The sequence below is a fragment of the Emticicia sp. 17c genome (genome assembly GCF_037153985.1).
Taxonomy (GTDB): Bacteria; Bacteroidota; Bacteroidia; order Cytophagales; family Spirosomataceae; genus Emticicia.
In genome coordinates, this window is record NZ_JBBAYI010000007.1 from 89,219 (window position 1) to 105,758 (window position 16,540).

The following is a 16,540-nucleotide window of genomic DNA, read 5'->3' on the forward strand; positions in this document are numbered from 1 at the left end:
GTTCGTTCATTTATGTTAAAAAATTATTATTTTTTTTCTCTGAAGTGCCTAATCATAGTTCCATAGTCCATATTCATGGCTAAACCCTGTACAGCCTGTGCAATACGTTTGCTCTTGGTTTCAATAGTTTTGGCATCTTCTATCCATTTTGAAAAGTATTTCTGATGGCTTGGAGAGAGCTTGTTAAATTTCTCCAATGCTTTGGGTTCGTCTTCAAGGCAAACCAGTAAATCTTCCGAAATTTTAAAAATACTTTCATCAAGTTCGAGGCTTACTATAAGCACGGTTCCTTCCTTTTTTCGGATACCCTTACGCATTTTTGCATTAATAGGCATAAAAAAATCTCCTTCACCAGCGGGTAGTAAGGCCACTTGGGCAATGGCGAAATCGTCCAGTTTACCTTTAACCCTGAATGAGGTGCGGGTATTGGGTTTTAGCTCATGTGCCAGTTGTGCAGGAATAACAATATAAGTCCAGCCGGTTTTTTCGCCTTGTTCCCCAAATTTGTGGATGGTTGTTTTAAAAGTAAGCATTTCTTTCTGAACGATTATTTATATTTATGAGTTTAAAATTAAGAAATCTTTCTAAAATTGAATGAGCGAACAAAATCCTTCCGGTAATATTTTCGATTGGGCTGTCCTGAAAAGGCTTTTTCAGTTTATACGCCCATATCGGGTACGTTTTTACACTCTTGTTTTTGTCATTCTGGTAGGAGCAGCCTTAGCTCCAGCCTTACCGCTTTTGATTCGCCAGACCATCGATGGCCCAGTGTCAGCCGGCAATTATGAAGGCCTTGCCAAAATGATGTTAGTCATGATTGGTGTACTGGTTTTACAGTCGCTGATTCAGTTTGTGAATACCTATCTGGCCGGATGGCTCGGGCAGAACATTATTCGGGATATACGCATACAGCTTTATCAGAAAATTATTCACTTACGACTGAAATTCTTTGACGATACCCCCATTGGCCGTCTGGTAACACGTACAATTTCAGATATTGAAACACTGGCCGATGTTTTTAGTGATGGCATTGCCGCCATTGCAGGTGACATCCTGCAACTGGTGCTTATTATCTCGGTTATGTTTTATACCGACTGGAAACTTTCGCTTATTAGCCTGAGTACTATTCCGCTAATGCTTATCAGTACTTATATTTTTAAGGAAAAAGTCAAGAAATCGTTTAATATTGTTCGTAACGCCGTAGCTAACCTTAACTCTTTTGTACAGGAACACATTACTGGTATGAGTATTGTACAGATTTTTAACTCAGAAAAAATTGAATATAAAAAATTTGTAGCAATTAATAAAGAACACCGCGATGCCAACATTAAATCAATCATGTATTACTCGATTTACTATCCGGTAGCTGAGGTAATTGCGGCTTTAGGAACGGGGTTGGTAGTATGGTTCGGAGCTAAACAGATATTAAATGCCGAAGTGAGCTATGGTACGGTTACGGCCTTTATTATGTTTATTAATATCTTTTTCAGACCTATCCGAATGCTGGCCGATAGAATGAATACCCTGCAAATGGGTATCGTAAGCACCGACCGCATTATTAAATTGCTTGATAGCGACGAATACACCGCCAATGAGGGTACTTATAACACTAACCTTAAAGGAGAAGTTGAATTCAAGAATGTATGGTTTGCGTACAATCAGGAAAACTATGTATTAAAAAATATATCGTTCAAAGTAAATAAAGGCGAAACCGTGGCTTTTGTAGGAGCAACAGGTGCCGGAAAATCGTCAATCATTAACTTGTTGTCGCGGTTTTATGAAATCAATAAAGGAGAAATCAGGATTGATGACACCGATATTCAGCAATATGAACTTAAACACCTGCGGGAGCAGATAGGGGTAGTTTTGCAGGATGTTTTTCTGTTTTCGGATACCATCGAAAATAATATTACACTGGGAGATACCTCTATCTCAAGAGATAAAATCGTTGAGGCCGCTAAACTGGTAGGAGTACACGATTTTATTATGCAATTGCCTAATGGCTATGACTATAACGTGCAGGAACGTGGCTCGACGCTTTCGGTAGGGCAACGCCAGTTGATTTCTTTCGTACGGGCTATGGTACAAGACCCCAAAATTATTGTATTGGATGAAGCAACTTCTTCGGTCGATACTGAAACAGAAGAACTCATTCAGAACGCCATAGGGCAATTAATGAAAGGGCGTACGTCAATCGTAATTGCGCACCGTTTGAGTACCATTCAGAAAGCCAATAAAATTATTGTGTTGGATAAAGGACAGATTATGGAAGAAGGAAACCACGAGACATTACTCGAAAAAGACGGTTTCTATGCGAATCTGTACCGGATGCAGTATAAAGAGATGCTCGTATAAAAAGGAAAAAGCCCTCAACCTGATTGAGGGCCCTTTGATAATTATATATTAAGATATAATTATGCCAATTTCACGTTCACGGCGTTCAACCCTTTTTTTCCTTCCTGAATGTCGAAAGTTACTTCGTCATCCTGACGGATTTGGTCTTTTAATTCAGATACATGAACAAAAACCTCTTGGTTGGTTCCACTTACTTTGATAAAACCAAAACCTTTGGTTTCATTGAAAAACTTAACTGTTCCGCTAGACATTTGTATTTTTTATTTTGTGCTTAAAGCACAAAGGTATACATAATTTATTGACAATAACAAGAATATGCAATTTTATTCTTAAATATGGATACTTTTACCTGTTTTGGGTAGTGTTTTTTACTTACTTAAGGGGCTGCAAATATTAATTAAGGCCTTATTAACCTTAATTAACATTATTTCAATCTCAATTAACTTAGGTTCATAAGTACGGGTTTTACTTTTGTTTTTACAAAATAATTCAAACCACTTATGAAAAAGCTCTTCATACTTTTATTATTTACCTTACCCGGTTTTGCACAAAAGCTGACAATTAAAGGAACTGTTACCGATTCGGCTGCTGCACCCTTGCAATATGCCACTGTATTGCTGCTAAGCCCAAAGGATTCTTCTTTAATTAATTTTGGCCGCACAACCGATAAAGGAACTTTTGAACTCAAAAATCTTAATCCAGCCAATTACCTGTTTAAAATTACCTACGTAGGCCATAAACCTTTTTACAGATTAATTGTACCCGATATAGCCACAATGGTTGATTTAGGAAGCATAAAACTGGAACCAATCAGTAAAGAACTCGACGAGGTAACCATAAAAGGCGAAAAAGCACCGGTAAGTATCAAAGGTGATACTATTGAATTTAATGCCGGCTCATTTAAAGTAAAGCCCAATGGAGTAGTAGAAGACCTGCTGAAAAAACTGCCAGGCGTAGAAGTTGAGAAAGATGGTACGGTAAAAGCTCAGGGCGAAACTGTAAAGCGTATAACGGTTGACGGGAAAGAGTTTTTCGGACGAGACCCCAAAATGGCTACCAAGAACCTGCCTGCCGATGCTATCGATAAAGTTCAGCTATATGACAAACGCTCCGACCAGTCAGATTTTACAGGTATCGATGACGGACAACGCCAGAAGAACATTAATCTTACCCTGAAAGAAGACCGAAAAAAAGGTTTCTTTGGAAACATTACGGCAGGCATGGGGCTTGACGAACGCTATGCAGGCAAATTAAATATCAATCGGTTTAATAAGGCTAAGCAATTATCGCTTATCGGGATGGGGAATAATGTTAACCAGCAAGGATTTTCGATTGATGATTACATGAATTTTACTGGCGATTTGATGCGTATGATGAGCGGTAGGGGAGGGCAACTCCGTTTTGACTTGAATAGCAACAACGATGGCGGTTTGCCGTTGAGTTTTGGCAACAAACCTAACGGTTTTCTGAAAACATGGGCAGGTGGTATTAATTTTAATGACCCCGTTACTAAAAAAACAGAAATCAACGGAAGTTATATGTTCAATAACCTTAATCAGATAATAGGCAAAAACGTTAGCCGCCAGAATTTTCTGCCCAATGGCGATAGTTATACATCTTTGCAGAATAGTTCACAAAATACGCTGAATGATAATCATAGGCTTAATTTTACCTTAGACCAGAAAATAGATTCAATGAACTCGATGAAGCTATCTTCTTACATTAATTATAACCGCACCAATGCCAGTACAACCAGCAATAGCCAGTCTTTAAATAGTAGCAATGTTCTTGAAAATGAAGGTATCCGTAACTATGCAGGCAGTAGCGATGCCTTAAGCGTGAATAGCAACTTGCTGCTTCGCCATAAATTCCATAAAAAAGGGCGTACGTTATCAGCGAATCTTGGTTTTCAACTCAATAACTCGGATAGCGATGGCGATTTATCCGCCTTAAATAAATATTATACCGACGGCACACTGACCCGCACTGAAAATATTAAACAAAATAGTATCAGGAAGTCGGACCGCATGAATTATGGGCTGAATGCGTCTTATACCGAATCGTTAGGAAAGCGAAAATACCTTGAAATGAATTATGCTCTGCAAAAGAATGATTATATCTCTGACGCTACTGTAAACGATATAAAGGATGGTGTATCGGTTTATAATAGTTTGTTGAGCAACAAGTTTGAAAGCAGTTTTCTTTATAACCGAATAGGAGCTAATATCAGATTCGTTGAGAAAAAATATAATTTTTCAACAGGTATCAGTTTTCAGCATGCTAACCTGAAAGGTAAAATGTTGTTACTTGATGAGGATATTTCAAGAACTTTCCAGAATGCTTTACCAAATATGCACTTCAATTATGATTTTCAGCAGAGCCAGCATTTAAGAGTCGATTATGAAACCAATTTTCAGGAGCCTAATATTAATCAGTTAGCACCTATTACTGATAATCGCGACCCACTGAATATATACGTTGGTAATCCGAATCTGAAACCTGAATATTCGCATCGTTTAGGGTTAAGCTATATTTCATTCAACCAGTTGAGCTTTACCAGCTTCTTCTCAAATTTGAATATGATTTATACTACCAATAAAATTAACAATGCACAGGAAATAAGCCCATCGTTTGTGCAAACCTCACAGCCGATAAACGTAAAGGATGACTACATGATAAACGGAAGTATTTCGTATGGTTTCAGAATAAAACCTATTAAACTAAGGGTAGACATAAGCGAGAACATGATGGCTAACCGTGGTATTAACTTTGTGAATAAACAAGAGAACCGAACAAAAGGCTTGCAGGCGAATACCCGCCTCAGATTAAGCTATCAGCAGGATAAATTCGATATGTCGGCCGAAGCACGTATCGGGTATAATCAGACGCATTATTCTGTAAATCGCCAGATGAATCAGGAGTATTTCAATAATAATTTCTCAACTGATTTAAACTGGACCATTACCAAGAATCTTGTTTTCAGTACTGATTTTGATTATAACATTTATTCGGGGCTTACCGGAGGCTATAACCAGAAAATACCACTTTGGGCTGTTTCAATTTCAACTTTCTTCCTGAAAAACCGTCGTGGCGAACTAAAACTGGCTGTAAATGACCTCTTGAACAGAAATACAGGTATCGTTCGGACGGCACAGTTGAATTTTCTTCAGGATGAACGCATCACTACGCTTGGCCGCTACTATATGCTAAGTTTCACTTATGCCTTGAAAGGGCTTAATCCGGCACAACGTGGAGGCGTGAGAATCATAACCAGATAAATGAAACAAAACCTATAATTAAGCAGAAAGGCAGCCCTAAAAGCTGCCTTTCTTATGTGTATTAGCCTTTTAAATCTTCAATCATGCGCAGGTATAAGTCTTCTACTTTTTTTCTTGCCCAAGGGGTTTTTCGCAGAAAAGTAAGGCTTGATTTAATACTGGGGTTATTCAGAAAACAATTGATTCGGATATGGTAGCCCATTTGGTCCCAGCCATGATAGTCTACCAGTTCGTTCAGAATCATTTCAAGGGTTTTGCTATGTAAGGGGTTATTGGGCTGGGTCATTTTTTCTGTTTGGCTTTTTTGCGTTTTACTTCCTCAAATGCTTCGGCTTCTTTCAGCAAGGCTTTTAAATCCATAGTACTGGTATCCTGCGAAAAATCAATTGTAGCCGTATACACCTGTTTGTCTATTTCAATTACCTGAATCGGCTTATTCAGAAAAGTCTCTATTTCTGCCAATACTGGTTTTTCTTCGGTGCTACAAAACGAAATGGCATTCCCTTTCTGTACGCCCCTGCCTGTACGCCCTACACGGTGTACATAGTTTTCAGGCTCTTCGGGCAAGTCATAATTTATTACGTAGTCCACATCAGGAATATCAATTCCTCTGGCACTTACATCGGTGGCAATCAGTAATTTGATGGCTCCTTTTCTGAACTGGCTTAGTACATCCAGCCTATTACTTTGTTCTTTATCTCCGTGTAATGTTTCGCTTGCGATACCCACCCGTTCCATGGCGGCTTTTACACGTTCGGCACGTACTTTGGTACGCACAAATACCAGAATTTTACTATCAGGGTGTTCGTTAACCAGCCGCTCGAGAAAAAAGCGTTTATCGTCCATTTCTATATATGCAACAGCATGGCTGATATTTCTGGCAACCTTGTCGTTAGGTGAAATCTGAATCCTGATAGCATTACGCACCAGCGAGTAAGCCAGTTTCTTGATGGTTTCGTTGATGGTGGCCGAAAAGAAAAGCGTCTGGCGTTTACGGGGCAGGAATCTTATTAAATCCTGAATATCTTTTATAAAGCCTAAGTCAAGCATGTGGTCGGCTTCGTCCAGTATTAGCACTTCAACCTGATTAAGTTTCAGGTGTCCCTGACTTACGAGGTCGAACACACGCCCGGGTGTAGCTACCAATATGTCAATACCTTTTTCGAGTTTGTTAATTTGTGGGTCTTGCTCTACACCACCGAAGAGCGAAAAAGTCTTTACACGTGTGCCTTGTCCTATTTTCTGAAATACTTCGGTAATCTGGATGGCTAATTCGCGGGTAGGCACCATCACGATACAGCGGATGGCTTCTGAGCGAGAACTTTTCTTGCTTTCATGAATAAGATTAAGTACCGGAATGGCAAAGGCGGCCGTTTTGCCTGTACCTGTCTGGGCAATGGCCAGTACATCTTCACCACGCAGAATAGGCGTGATAGATTTGTACTGAATGTCAGTAGGGCGTTTAAAGCCCAATCTTTCCAGATTTTGCTTTATTTCGGGTGCTATGCGATAATCTTCAAATTTCATTTTCTATTACGTTTATCGTAGCCTTTGCCGATGCCTCTGAAATTTCCTGTGGTTTTACCCGCCTGTTTGGGCTTGGTTTTTTCACCAGTCTGCGGCTTTTCTTTTTTCTCTGAAATACTCACCTCTATTTCACGGCCCATGAGTTCAGTTCCATTAAGCTCATGAATAGCCATCCGAACGGCATCTTCATCGGGCATACTTACAAAGCCAAAACCTTTGTTCTGGCGTGTAACTTTGCTTTTTACGATTTTTACCGACTCAACTTCGCCATATTTTTCAAATATAGCTCTTAATTCTTTTTCCTTTAGTTTAAAAGGAATACTACCCACAAATATATCCATCTGCTTTATGCTGTAATTATCAGGCAAAATTACAAATTTTAAGCAACATCTATGAATATAAGTGCATCAGGTACAAGAATAAAGCGTTAAAAGTGCTATTTCGAGTAGTTTATTAAAGGAAGGTTCAGAAATAATGATGTCGGCATGGTGATTTACCAGCACATCTTTCGAGCAGAAGGCAATGCCCAGCCCAGCTTCTTTTATCATCCAGAGGTCGTTCATGCTATCGCCAATGGCAATACAGTTCTGTTTCTGAATGTTATATCGTTCCAGAATGGCCATTAAGGCATTGGTTTTACAGATAGCCAATTTGTTTACACTTTTGGGGTTATTGAACAGGTATGAAGGAATTTTTACTTCGCCAGTAGCAACGCTTTTTGAAAACTCCAGTTCATTACCTATCGAGAAATCCATCCCAAGTTTATTTTTGATATGATTGGTTACAAAATCATAGCTATCCGAAATAATGCCTGTAATATAACCTCTGGCTTTTAATTCATCAATAACTTCTTTTGTACCCGGTACAAGCTCAATGGTATCAAGCAACTGAATTAGTTCGCCTATATTCCGGCCTTTTAACAGGGTGGCTACTCTTTTAGTAATAATAACGGGGTCGTGTTCAAGTGAGCGGATTTCCATTAATTCCTGCTCAAAATGGTAAGTTTTGGCGCAGGTATCTATAAACCTTCCAAGCAGAAGGGTGTTATCCATATCAAAAACAATCATCTTGTTTAGTTTCTTGAACTGGCTTTCAAGCGACACTTCCATCTGAGAACGTATTTCGGTTATGGTTCCCAGTTCTTCAAAAGTAAAATTGGCACTATTGTTTGAGGCCGCTTTTGAAATAATGGTCTGAGCTACTTCTTTACTCATTTTGCCTAATGCCTGCCATGGTTTGCTCTTGTTTTCAATATAACCAATTTCGACTTCTTTCATACGGGCATTCATCAGATACATATCAATCAGTAAGCCAATATCAACACCATAATCATCTCTGAAATCAATTTGAGTAAGCAACGATTTACGTCCGGCTATCATGCCACTGAGTGGTTGATTAAAACGGGTTAAATCGGGGAAGAATATACTTAATAAGGGTTTGGCAACCAGTTCGGTTACGCGCCCTGCATTGCGGTTGAACGACGACTTTACAAAATCGACTTCGCCGTTTAGAATGGGTTCTGCCAGTAATTTGATGGTATGGTGCGGGTAGGGGTCTATGTCTCCATCGAGAAATGCGACTATATCGTTTTTAGCGAACAGAACACCGTCTTTCATGGAAGCCCCTTTGCCTAAGATAGTACTGGTCAGGATTGTGGCACCGTGTTGTCGGGCTATTGAAACAGTTTTATCCTGCGATTTGTCGTCTACTACAATTACTTCCGATACATGGGGTTGTTTTTTAGCAAAATCAACAACGCTGGCTATTGTTTCTTCTTCATTTAATGTAGGTATAATAACTGAAATCATACTTCTAAAGTGTTTTAAAGGTTGAACAATTTTATACTACTTATTAAGTTTTAACGCCTAAACTTGAGTGCTTAGTTCATTGCAGATGGCTCTACAATGGCATAACAAGGTATTTCTCCGTTTCTTTAACTAATAATATTATTAGATGCAATATATTGATGTTTTGATTTAACTAATTGATAGTTAGTTATTTGTGTGTTTTTGTGTATGGGCGAAATATGGAGGAAATAAAAAAAAAATTAATTTTTTCTAAATAGGGTATAAATGCGGGGTGGTATTGTCGCTTTTCCGTAACTTTGTAGCTCAATCAACAAGTAAATTCGATTATCTTTCTCAAGGCTTTTCATAGCCTGATTCTTTCATAAATTGCAGATACTATATATTACACACATCTGCTTAAAACAGGTATTTTTATGGTTACTACACTACTAATTCTTTTTTTTGTTTTAGGTTATATTGCTATTGCATTTGAACACCCACTAGGCATTAATAAGGCTGCCTCAGCCCTTATTACCGGTGTAATATGCTGGCTTATTTATTTTTTGCAGGCGCATACTACCGATGAAGCTACCGAACACCTGACGCACCATGTAGGTGATATAGCTTCTATTTTGTTTTTTCTGTTAGGGGCCATGACAATCGTAGAGCTGATTGATTCGCACGATGGCTTCGAGATAATTACCCAAAAAATTAAAACGCGTAGTAAAAGTAGTTTGTTGATTATTGTATCGGTGCTTACTTTTTTCTTGTCAGCCCTGTTAGATAACCTTACTACTGCCATTGTTATGACCTCGCTTTGTGCTAAAATATTGCACGATAAAGAAGATAAACTATGGTTTGCCGGAATGATTGTTATTGCTGCCAATGCTGGTGGAGCGTGGTCTCCGTTAGGCGATGTAACTACTACCATGCTTTGGATTGGTGGTCAGATAACCGCCTTTAACATTATGGTTAAGACCTTCCTTGCCAGTATTGCAGTGTGTGGTGTGCCACTTATTTTGTTAGCCAACAAATTCAGAGGTAAAGAACTCCCAAAAACAACGACAAATAAAAACAAAAAAACCAAAGAAAGTAGTATTATATTGGTTACAGGGGTAAGTTTACTTGTTTTTGTGCCTGTTTTTAAAACCCTTACGCATCTGCCTCCTTTTATGGGAATGCTACTGGCACTAGGTATTATATGGGTAGTAACTACCCTGATTCACTCGGATAAAGCTCATGATGAAAAAAGAAAACTGAGTGTAGCTACGGCTTTGCAGAAAATAGATACACCTAGTATTTTGTTCTTTCTGGGTATTTTGTTGGCGGTAGCGGCTTTACAGTCGTTTGGTGTGCTGAAAACCTTTGCTACTTTTCTGGATAATTCTCTACGGAACGAATACCTGATAGGGATTGCACTGGGTATTTTGTCGGCAGTGGTTGATAACGTGCCTCTGGTAGCTGCTGCACAGGGTATGTATGATTTTTCTCAGTTCCCGACCGACCATCGTTTCTGGGAGTTTCTTGCCCTTACAACCGGAACAGGTGGTAGTACTATCATTATTGGTTCGGCTGCTGGAGTGGCTGTAATGGGTATCGAAAACATAGATTTTATGTGGTATCTCAAAAAAATTAGTTGGCTGGCTCTGATAGGTTTTGTTGCAGGGGTACTTGTATTTATAACGCAGCAGCAGCTACTGCATTAATATAAAAAAATCTTAGCCCTTCTTAGGCTGGAAGGGCTAAGCTAAATGACCTGAAATTACACTACTAGTTTCTGATAATGAATCTGGTGCCTCCGCTTCCGCCCTGAACACCCATTTCTTTCATGTAGTCGTCTCTGATTTTCTTAAATTCTTGTGCAGTTACTTTTTTGCCTCCTGAAGGAGCTTTTATTTCGTTGGTAAGTTTTTTCAACTCTATCTTTTTTGTGGTAATAATGGTACTGCCATCATTAATGTTGGCTTCCAGAATCAGACCTGGCAAACCCCAGAAATTCTGTGGCCCTGCTGGCGATATTAGGGCTTCGGTATACCATGCTACTATGTCTTGTTTTAATTCTTCGTTATAAAGGGTGGCCTTTTTGCAGTCATAACCTGCAATTTTTTTGGTTTCATCTGCAAATTTCCACGAAAGGGTTTTTAATGAGTCTTCAATCCTGAATTTTTTTCCGGCAAAATCGGTAATAGTAACAAACTTCGATGCCTCAAAATTTCGGTACATATCCATCTGTGGGCGTGTAAACTTGAACTGTACGTTGTTCCCTCCGAACGAGCTGTTGGCTTCTTCGGTTTCTTCGTCAATATTTGTGTAGAACGATTCGACAGGGGTAAAATAAAGGCGGTTTTTACTGCTTCTGAATTCGGGTACCATACTTTTCATTGACTCTTGGTCTTTGCTTATTCCTTTATGAAGGTTAACCTTAAATTCATAGTCAATAATACCTTCTTGTGTTTGTGCCATTGCTAAATGGCCGATAATAACAGAAATAAATAATAATAACTTTTTCATTGTAATGGGCTTTTGAAATGTTTTCGACAAAAGTATGGGTCAGAGCCTTGCGCAGAGGTTAATCATTATTGAAATAATGTTAATTAAGGTTAATAAATAGCTGGCAAACCAAAAATGTCTTTTAAATTTGGTTTCGTATCACGGATTGGTAATCCGTGGGTTTATATTGGTTAAAAAATTTGAAGACAGGAAAAAAAAATCGGACTCACTTCCTATTAATATGCGTTAGCTTATTACTGCTAACGCTATTTAATATTTTCTGGCTCAGGCAGAACTATACCGAACAAAAAAAGAATCTTCAGAAAGACATCAGCAATAGTTTTGAAAAAACCATTATTTCCATGCAAGATTCTATTATTAAACGTCAGGTAGATTCTTCTTTTAAATTCAATAGGGTAACCGTAACCGCCAGAAAAAATAAACCTCAAGTTAAGTCGTACTCTAACCTACAAGGAAGTATAAGCAAAATAGTGGTCTCAAATAAATTACCAGCGGTGGCCACTGAACTGCCTCAAAAATATTCTGTTAACAAAGGGACTTTAACTATTTTTTCAAACAAAGAATTTGACAATGCCGATTCACTCGGCAGAAATTTACTTTCCCGCATGATTCACGCTATGAGTCTTGACTCTAACAAAAGGAATATCAAGATTCAACTTAAAGTTGACTCCACTCAACACAACGAACTGCTCAGCCGTCGGCCTCGCCAGATGTTGTTTTTGTCAGATATACAAGTAGATACCATTTTTCAGAAAAAAACACCCGTAGTAGGACTTGTAAAAACCAGCCAGAACAAAAAAGTAAATACAAAAAAACAGAGTTCGAGCAATTTTGTGATTAATCTCCTGCCAGATACCCTGAAAAAACATGAAATTACGCAGAAGTACAAAGCTAAATTACTCAAACAGCAGATTACGGTCCCTTTTGAGGTAACGCTAGGTAAAAAAGAAAAAATGGATACTTCGGCTAGTATAAGAGCGCAAGTACCATTCAATACGATGGTATATCAGGCAAATTTTTCTGATACTAGGTGGTTCTTGACTAAAAAAATTATTCCTCAGATACTTTTCTCTGTTTTTCTGATAACTATTACTGGGGTGTCTTTCTGGCTTGTTTATCGTAGCCTCCAGCAACAAAACCGACTTACAGCCTTGAAGAACGATTTCGTTAGTAACATTACTCATGAACTGAAAACCCCTATTTCGACAGTTAGTGTGGCTATTGAGGCCCTGAGTAATTTTAATGTGTTACAGAATCCGGCTCAAACCAAAGAATACCTCGAAATCTCTAAAAACGAACTGAACAGGCTTGCCATACTGGTTGATAAGGTATTAAAAATGAGTGCCTTTGAGCAAAAAGAACTAGTGCTTAATAATGATAATATCAACTTCAGAAGTCTGGTCGAAAGTGTACTTGCTACCATGAAATTACAATTTGAAAAATGCAGAGCAAATGTCAATTTCGATTTATTTGGCAAAACGTTTATCATCTTGGGCGATTCTATACATCTAACAAACGTGGTGTATAACCTTCTGGAAAATGCCTTGAAATATAGCACTGACCCTCAGATAAATGTTGTATTAACAGAAGATGCACAAACCCTGCAACTTAGTATTGAAGATAACGGAATAGGTATATCAGAAGAGTTTTTGCCCCGTATATTTGATAAATTCTTTCGGGTTCCTACTGGTAATGTGCATAATATCAAAGGCTACGGGTTGGGTCTGAGTTATGTAAAAAACGTAATAGAACGCCATAACGGTACAATTGAAGTAAACAGCACCATAGGGCAGGGAAGTACTTTTACCATGAAACTCCCACTAATAAACTGATACAACATAACTACTAAACACATGATAAAGATATTGTACGTAGAAGACGAACCGTTTTTAGGGAAAATAGTAAAAGAAAGCCTCGAGAGCAGAAACTTTGATGTAAAAATGGTTACGGATGGTAATCAGGTAATGAAAACTTTTGAACAATACAGACCTGATATTTGTGTGCTGGACGTAATGCTACCCAATAAAGATGGCTATACACTAGGGGCCGAAATCAGGCAATTAAAACCCGGGTTGCCTATTATTTTTCTGACAGCTAAAACGCAAACCGACGATGTTCTCAAAGGGTTTCAGGCTGGTGGAAACGATTACATCCGAAAACCATTCAGTATGGAAGAACTCATTGTCAGAATTAACAATCTATTGCTATTATCAAGCAGTAAAGGGATAGTACAAAATGGGAGTATCCCGTTAGGAAAATATGAGTTTCTGCCCCACAAATATGAGTTGCGCCTCAATGAAACTTGTCGAAAACTATCACACAGAGAAACAGAACTGCTCAAAATTTTATCTGAAAATAGAAATTTTACAGTCAACCGTAAAGAAATACTAATGAAAATATGGGGTGATGATTCTTTTTTTAACTCCAGAAACCTCGACGTGTATATTACAAAACTACGCGACTACCTGAAAGAAGACGAAACCCTCGACCTTATGACCATAAAAGGCGTTGGCTATCACTTTACTACGCCTATTGCCTGAGTTTAGTCATCTTTTAATACATAGCCCATACCTGTTTTGGTATGAATGAGCTTTGGTTCAAAGTCTTTATCGATTTTCTTTCTCAGAAAGTTGATATACACCTCAATTACGTTCAGGCTGTTGTCGGCATTGTTGCCTTCCCAGATTCTTTCAGCAATTTCAGCTTTTGAAACTACTTTGCCTTTATTTCTGACCAGATACTCCAGCAAGGAGAACTCTTTAGGTGTTAGCTCTATCTTTGTATTCTGCCGTGATGCCGTCTTACTTTCCAGATTAATTTCTAAATCGGCAATTCTTAGTACATTCGAAGCATTAGGCTCATTTTCAGCATAAGCCCGTTTCAGAAAAACATTTACCCGCGCCAGTAGCTCGCGGTACTCAAAAGGCTTCACTATGTAATCGTCGGCCCCTTTTTCGAAGCCTAATATCTTGTCGTCGGTTTCGCCCAGAGCGGTTAGCATAATAACTGGAATCTGGCTATCTTTTTCACGGATTTTGGCGCATACTTCATAGCCATTCATAACTGGCAGATTTACATCTAGTATTACTAAATCAAATTTGCCACTTAATGCCAGACGAAGCCCGATTTGCCCATCAAAAGCAACGGATGTTTCGAAATCTTTTTCGGCCAATCCCTTGCTGATATTCTCAGCTAATCGTTGGTCGTCTTCGACGATGAGTATTCGCTTTTTTTCCATAAGTTCTGAATCATCCATGCTATGCCAATCACCAGAAAACAGCCAATCGGGTTAAACCACAGGTAAGCAATCCACTCTTTTTTCAGAATAAGCTGTGGTATGCCAATACCTAAAATAATACCCTGACTAATAACCGCTGCCCAGAAAGTGGCTGTGCCGCCAATGTTTTTAAAATAGAATGCTACCAGAAATACTCCTAGTATAATGCCGTAAAATAACGAGCCAAGTACATTCACTACCTCAATCATATTCCCAAGCTGGCTCGCATATTGTGCAACAAATATACAAAAAAGACCCCACAAAACAGTCGAAACTTTAGAAGCATTCAGTTCTGCTTTTTCGGAAGATGTCTTTTTAGTAAACTTCCGGTAAACATCTACAACGGTGGTAGCTGCCAAAGAATTGTATGCCGAGGCAATTGAACCCATCGAAGCTGCAAAAATGACAGCAATTAGTAGCCCAATAAGCCCATGTGGGAGGTAATCAAGCACAAATCTCAGAAAAACGTAGTCGCGGTCGTTGGTACTAGCTGCCGGGTTATTCTTTTTAATCAGGTCTGTTACTTGTGCCTTAATATTTTTGCTAAGTGAGTCAGATTCTCTCAGCGAGGCTTTGTAAGTTACCAGTTGTTCATCGCTTACATCGCCCATGCTATTCAATAGGGCTTGTTTTTTCTGAGCCAGTTTTTCGTGTTCTGTTTCGAGTACTTTTAATTCGGGGGCATACTGGCTGCTGCGAAGTTTGTCAACCTCTACCTTATTGAAAAATACAGGAGAAGTGTTATACTGGTAAAAAACAAAAACCAACACCCCCACTAGCAGGATAGAAAACTGCATGGGTACTTTCAGCAAGCCATTCATTACTAACCCCAAACGGCTTTGGTTGGTTGATTCTCCGGTAAGATACCGCCCCACTTGCGACTGATCGGTTCCAAAATATGAAAGTTGCAGAAAAAAGCCTCCTATAAGCCCCGAAAATAAGTTATAACGGTCTTTAGGGTTAAACTCGAGCGAAACTAGTTTCATGTGGCCGGATTTTCCGGCAATTTTGAGGGCTTTTACAAGGCCTATATTTTCAGGAAGCATCTGCAAAACAATAACTCCGGCCAGAAACATGGCTACCGTAATTACCAGCATTTGCTGCACGTGTGTATAAGAAATGGCTTTTGTACCACCAATAACTGTGTAAGTAAGCACTAGACCACCCATAATAACATTGGTCCAGAAAATATCCCAGCCGAAAATGGTAGAAAGAATAATGGCCGGAGCATAAATAGAAATACCCGTTGAGAGGCTTCGCTGAATCAGAAATAAAAAAGCTGTAAAAATTCTTACTTTGCCATCGAAACGTAATTCAAGGTATTCATAAGCAGTATATACTTTCAGGCGATGAAAAATAGGAATAAAAGTAATACAAAGCACAATCATGGCTAGTGGCAGGCCAAAGTAAAACTGCACGAAGCGCATACCGTCGTCGAAGCCTTGTCCGGTTGTTGATAAAAACGTAATCGCACTGGCCTGAGTAGCCATCACAGAAAACCCAACATGATACCACGGTAAGGATTGATTCCCTAGCAAGTAACCGTTAATGTCTTTATCGCGGTGGCTTTTATAAATACCATATAGTATAATGAAAAGAAGCGTAACAATAAGAAGGGTCCAGTCGAGGTTGGTCATGCAAAATATAGGGTGAAAAGGTAGAAAAGGATAATAGATACAAACAAGGCACCAGCTACAAGTATATATACATTTCGCCAAGTACCAAGAATAGGAGCGTGCTCACTATCCTCTTCAATAGGGGCATCGGTTTTAGGCTTAGTCATAATAATCAGGGTATAGATGTTT

General features: G+C 38.8%; 15 protein-coding genes. 5 read left to right on the plus strand and 10 right to left on the minus strand.

Annotated elements, in window-relative coordinates; all coding sequences use genetic code 11:
- Positions 1-26 precede the first annotated feature (26 nt).
- Complete coding sequence (locus WAA15_RS14475; RefSeq protein WP_337043501.1) at positions 27-533, minus strand: YdeI/OmpD-associated family protein; 507 nt, start codon at positions 531-533, stop codon at positions 27-29.
- A gap of 61 nt (positions 534-594) precedes the next feature.
- Here WAA15_RS14475 and WAA15_RS14480 point away from each other — a divergent pair, with 61 nt between their 5' ends.
- Entirely contained in the window at positions 595-2,355 is a 1,761-nt protein-coding gene (locus WAA15_RS14480; RefSeq protein ID WP_337043502.1) for an ABC transporter ATP-binding protein, read from the plus strand.
- A gap of 59 nt (positions 2,356-2,414) precedes the next feature.
- On the opposite strand, the gene WAA15_RS14485 is transcribed toward WAA15_RS14480, so the two are convergent.
- A complete protein-coding gene (locus tag WAA15_RS14485) occupies positions 2,415-2,606 on the minus strand; it encodes a cold-shock protein (protein WP_337043503.1) in 192 nt (63 codons plus the stop codon).
- Between the two features lie 249 nt (positions 2,607-2,855).
- Here WAA15_RS14485 and WAA15_RS14490 point away from each other — a divergent pair, with 249 nt between their 5' ends.
- Positions 2,856-5,633 (plus strand): outer membrane beta-barrel family protein, encoded by a 2,778-nt coding sequence (locus WAA15_RS14490; RefSeq protein ID WP_337043504.1) that lies wholly within the window; start codon positions 2,856-2,858, stop codon positions 5,631-5,633.
- A gap of 61 nt (positions 5,634-5,694) precedes the next feature.
- Here the strand turns inward: WAA15_RS14490 and WAA15_RS14495 are convergent, their stop codons facing one another.
- Genes WAA15_RS14495 through WAA15_RS14510 form a run of 4 tightly spaced genes read right to left on the minus strand, consistent with a single transcriptional unit; the run spans position 5,695 to position 8,968 of the window.
- Entirely contained in the window at positions 5,695-5,919 is a 225-nt protein-coding gene (locus WAA15_RS14495) for a VF530 family protein (protein ID WP_337043505.1), read from the minus strand.
- Positions 5,916-7,160: a DEAD/DEAH box helicase gene (locus WAA15_RS14500; protein WP_337043506.1), complete on the minus strand. Its 1,245-nt coding sequence runs from the start codon at positions 7,158-7,160 to the stop codon at positions 5,916-5,918. The genes WAA15_RS14495 and WAA15_RS14500 overlap by 4 nt, the downstream gene beginning before the upstream one ends.
- Positions 7,157-7,528 (minus strand): RNA recognition motif domain-containing protein, encoded by a 372-nt coding sequence (locus tag WAA15_RS14505; RefSeq protein ID WP_337043507.1) that lies wholly within the window; start codon positions 7,526-7,528, stop codon positions 7,157-7,159. The genes WAA15_RS14500 and WAA15_RS14505 overlap by 4 nt, the downstream gene beginning before the upstream one ends.
- A 39-nt stretch (positions 7,529-7,567) precedes the next feature.
- On the minus strand, positions 7,568-8,968 hold the full coding sequence (locus WAA15_RS14510; protein ID WP_337043508.1) for an HAD-IB family phosphatase: 1,401 nt from the start codon (positions 8,966-8,968) through the stop codon (positions 7,568-7,570).
- A 413-nt stretch (positions 8,969-9,381) separates the two neighbouring features.
- Here WAA15_RS14510 and nhaD point away from each other — a divergent pair, with 413 nt between their 5' ends.
- A complete protein-coding gene (nhaD, locus tag WAA15_RS14515) occupies positions 9,382-10,653 on the plus strand; it encodes a sodium:proton antiporter NhaD (protein WP_337043509.1) in 1,272 nt (423 codons plus the stop codon).
- Between the two features lie 64 nt (positions 10,654-10,717).
- Here nhaD and WAA15_RS14520 read toward each other — a convergent pair whose 3' ends face one another.
- The gene (locus tag WAA15_RS14520; protein WP_337043510.1) at positions 10,718-11,458 is read right to left on the minus strand and encodes a GLPGLI family protein; all 741 of its coding nucleotides are present in this window, start codon (positions 11,456-11,458) and stop codon (positions 10,718-10,720) included.
- A gap of 341 nt (positions 11,459-11,799) precedes the next feature.
- Here WAA15_RS14520 and WAA15_RS14525 point away from each other — a divergent pair, with 341 nt between their 5' ends.
- Positions 11,800-13,290 (plus strand): sensor histidine kinase, encoded by a 1,491-nt coding sequence (locus WAA15_RS14525; RefSeq protein WP_337043511.1) that lies wholly within the window; start codon positions 11,800-11,802, stop codon positions 13,288-13,290.
- Between the two features lie 21 nt (positions 13,291-13,311).
- Positions 13,312-13,998 (plus strand): response regulator transcription factor, encoded by a 687-nt coding sequence (locus tag WAA15_RS14530; RefSeq protein WP_337043512.1) that lies wholly within the window; start codon positions 13,312-13,314, stop codon positions 13,996-13,998.
- Positions 13,999-14,000: 2 nt separating this feature from the next.
- On the opposite strand, the gene WAA15_RS14535 is transcribed toward WAA15_RS14530, so the two are convergent.
- Genes WAA15_RS14535 through WAA15_RS14545 form a run of 3 tightly spaced genes read right to left on the minus strand, consistent with a single transcriptional unit; the run spans position 14,001 to position 16,518 of the window.
- Positions 14,001-14,696 (minus strand): response regulator transcription factor, encoded by a 696-nt coding sequence (locus WAA15_RS14535; protein ID WP_337043513.1) that lies wholly within the window; start codon positions 14,694-14,696, stop codon positions 14,001-14,003.
- Positions 14,651-16,372, minus strand: a complete 1,722-nt coding sequence (locus WAA15_RS14540; RefSeq protein ID WP_337043514.1) for a sodium:solute symporter — start codon at positions 16,370-16,372, stop codon at positions 14,651-14,653. The genes WAA15_RS14535 and WAA15_RS14540 overlap by 46 nt, the downstream gene beginning before the upstream one ends.
- Positions 16,369-16,518, minus strand: coding sequence for a hypothetical protein (locus WAA15_RS14545; RefSeq protein ID WP_337043515.1), 150 nt, complete (start codon positions 16,516-16,518; stop codon positions 16,369-16,371). Before WAA15_RS14545 ends, WAA15_RS14540 begins: the two co-directional genes overlap by 4 nt.
- Between the last annotated feature and the right edge of the window lie 22 nt (positions 16,519-16,540).

What these genes read in the sequence shown, in the direction of transcription:
- WAA15_RS14545 (WP_337043515.1), bottom strand. Translation starts at nt 16,518, where the DNA reads ATGACTAAGCCTAAAACCGATGCCCCTATTGAAGAGGATAGTGAGCAC.
- WAA15_RS14500 (WP_337043506.1), bottom strand. Translation starts at nt 7,160, where the DNA reads ATGAAATTTGAAGATTATCGCATAGCACCCGAAATAAAGCAAAATCTG.
- nhaD (WP_337043509.1), top strand. Translation starts at nt 9,382, where the DNA reads ATGGTTACTACACTACTAATTCTTTTTTTTGTTTTAGGTTATATTGCT.
- WAA15_RS14495 (WP_337043505.1), bottom strand. Translation starts at nt 5,919, where the DNA reads ATGACCCAGCCCAATAACCCCTTACATAGCAAAACCCTTGAAATGATT.
- WAA15_RS14475 (WP_337043501.1), bottom strand. Translation starts at nt 533, where the DNA reads ATGCTTACTTTTAAAACAACCATCCACAAATTTGGGGAACAAGGCGAA.
- WAA15_RS14540 (WP_337043514.1), bottom strand. Translation starts at nt 16,372, where the DNA reads ATGACCAACCTCGACTGGACCCTTCTTATTGTTACGCTTCTTTTCATT.
- WAA15_RS14530 (WP_337043512.1), top strand. Translation starts at nt 13,312, where the DNA reads ATGATAAAGATATTGTACGTAGAAGACGAACCGTTTTTAGGGAAAATA.
- WAA15_RS14485 (WP_337043503.1), bottom strand. Translation starts at nt 2,606, where the DNA reads ATGTCTAGCGGAACAGTTAAGTTTTTCAATGAAACCAAAGGTTTTGGT.
- WAA15_RS14480 (WP_337043502.1), top strand. Translation starts at nt 595, where the DNA reads ATGAGCGAACAAAATCCTTCCGGTAATATTTTCGATTGGGCTGTCCTG.
- WAA15_RS14490 (WP_337043504.1), top strand. Translation starts at nt 2,856, where the DNA reads ATGAAAAAGCTCTTCATACTTTTATTATTTACCTTACCCGGTTTTGCA.
- WAA15_RS14525 (WP_337043511.1), top strand. Translation starts at nt 11,800, where the DNA reads ATGCAAGATTCTATTATTAAACGTCAGGTAGATTCTTCTTTTAAATTC.
- WAA15_RS14520 (WP_337043510.1), bottom strand. Translation starts at nt 11,458, where the DNA reads ATGAAAAAGTTATTATTATTTATTTCTGTTATTATCGGCCATTTAGCA.
- WAA15_RS14535 (WP_337043513.1), bottom strand. Translation starts at nt 14,696, where the DNA reads ATGGAAAAAAAGCGAATACTCATCGTCGAAGACGACCAACGATTAGCT.
- WAA15_RS14510 (WP_337043508.1), bottom strand. Translation starts at nt 8,968, where the DNA reads ATGATTTCAGTTATTATACCTACATTAAATGAAGAAGAAACAATAGCC.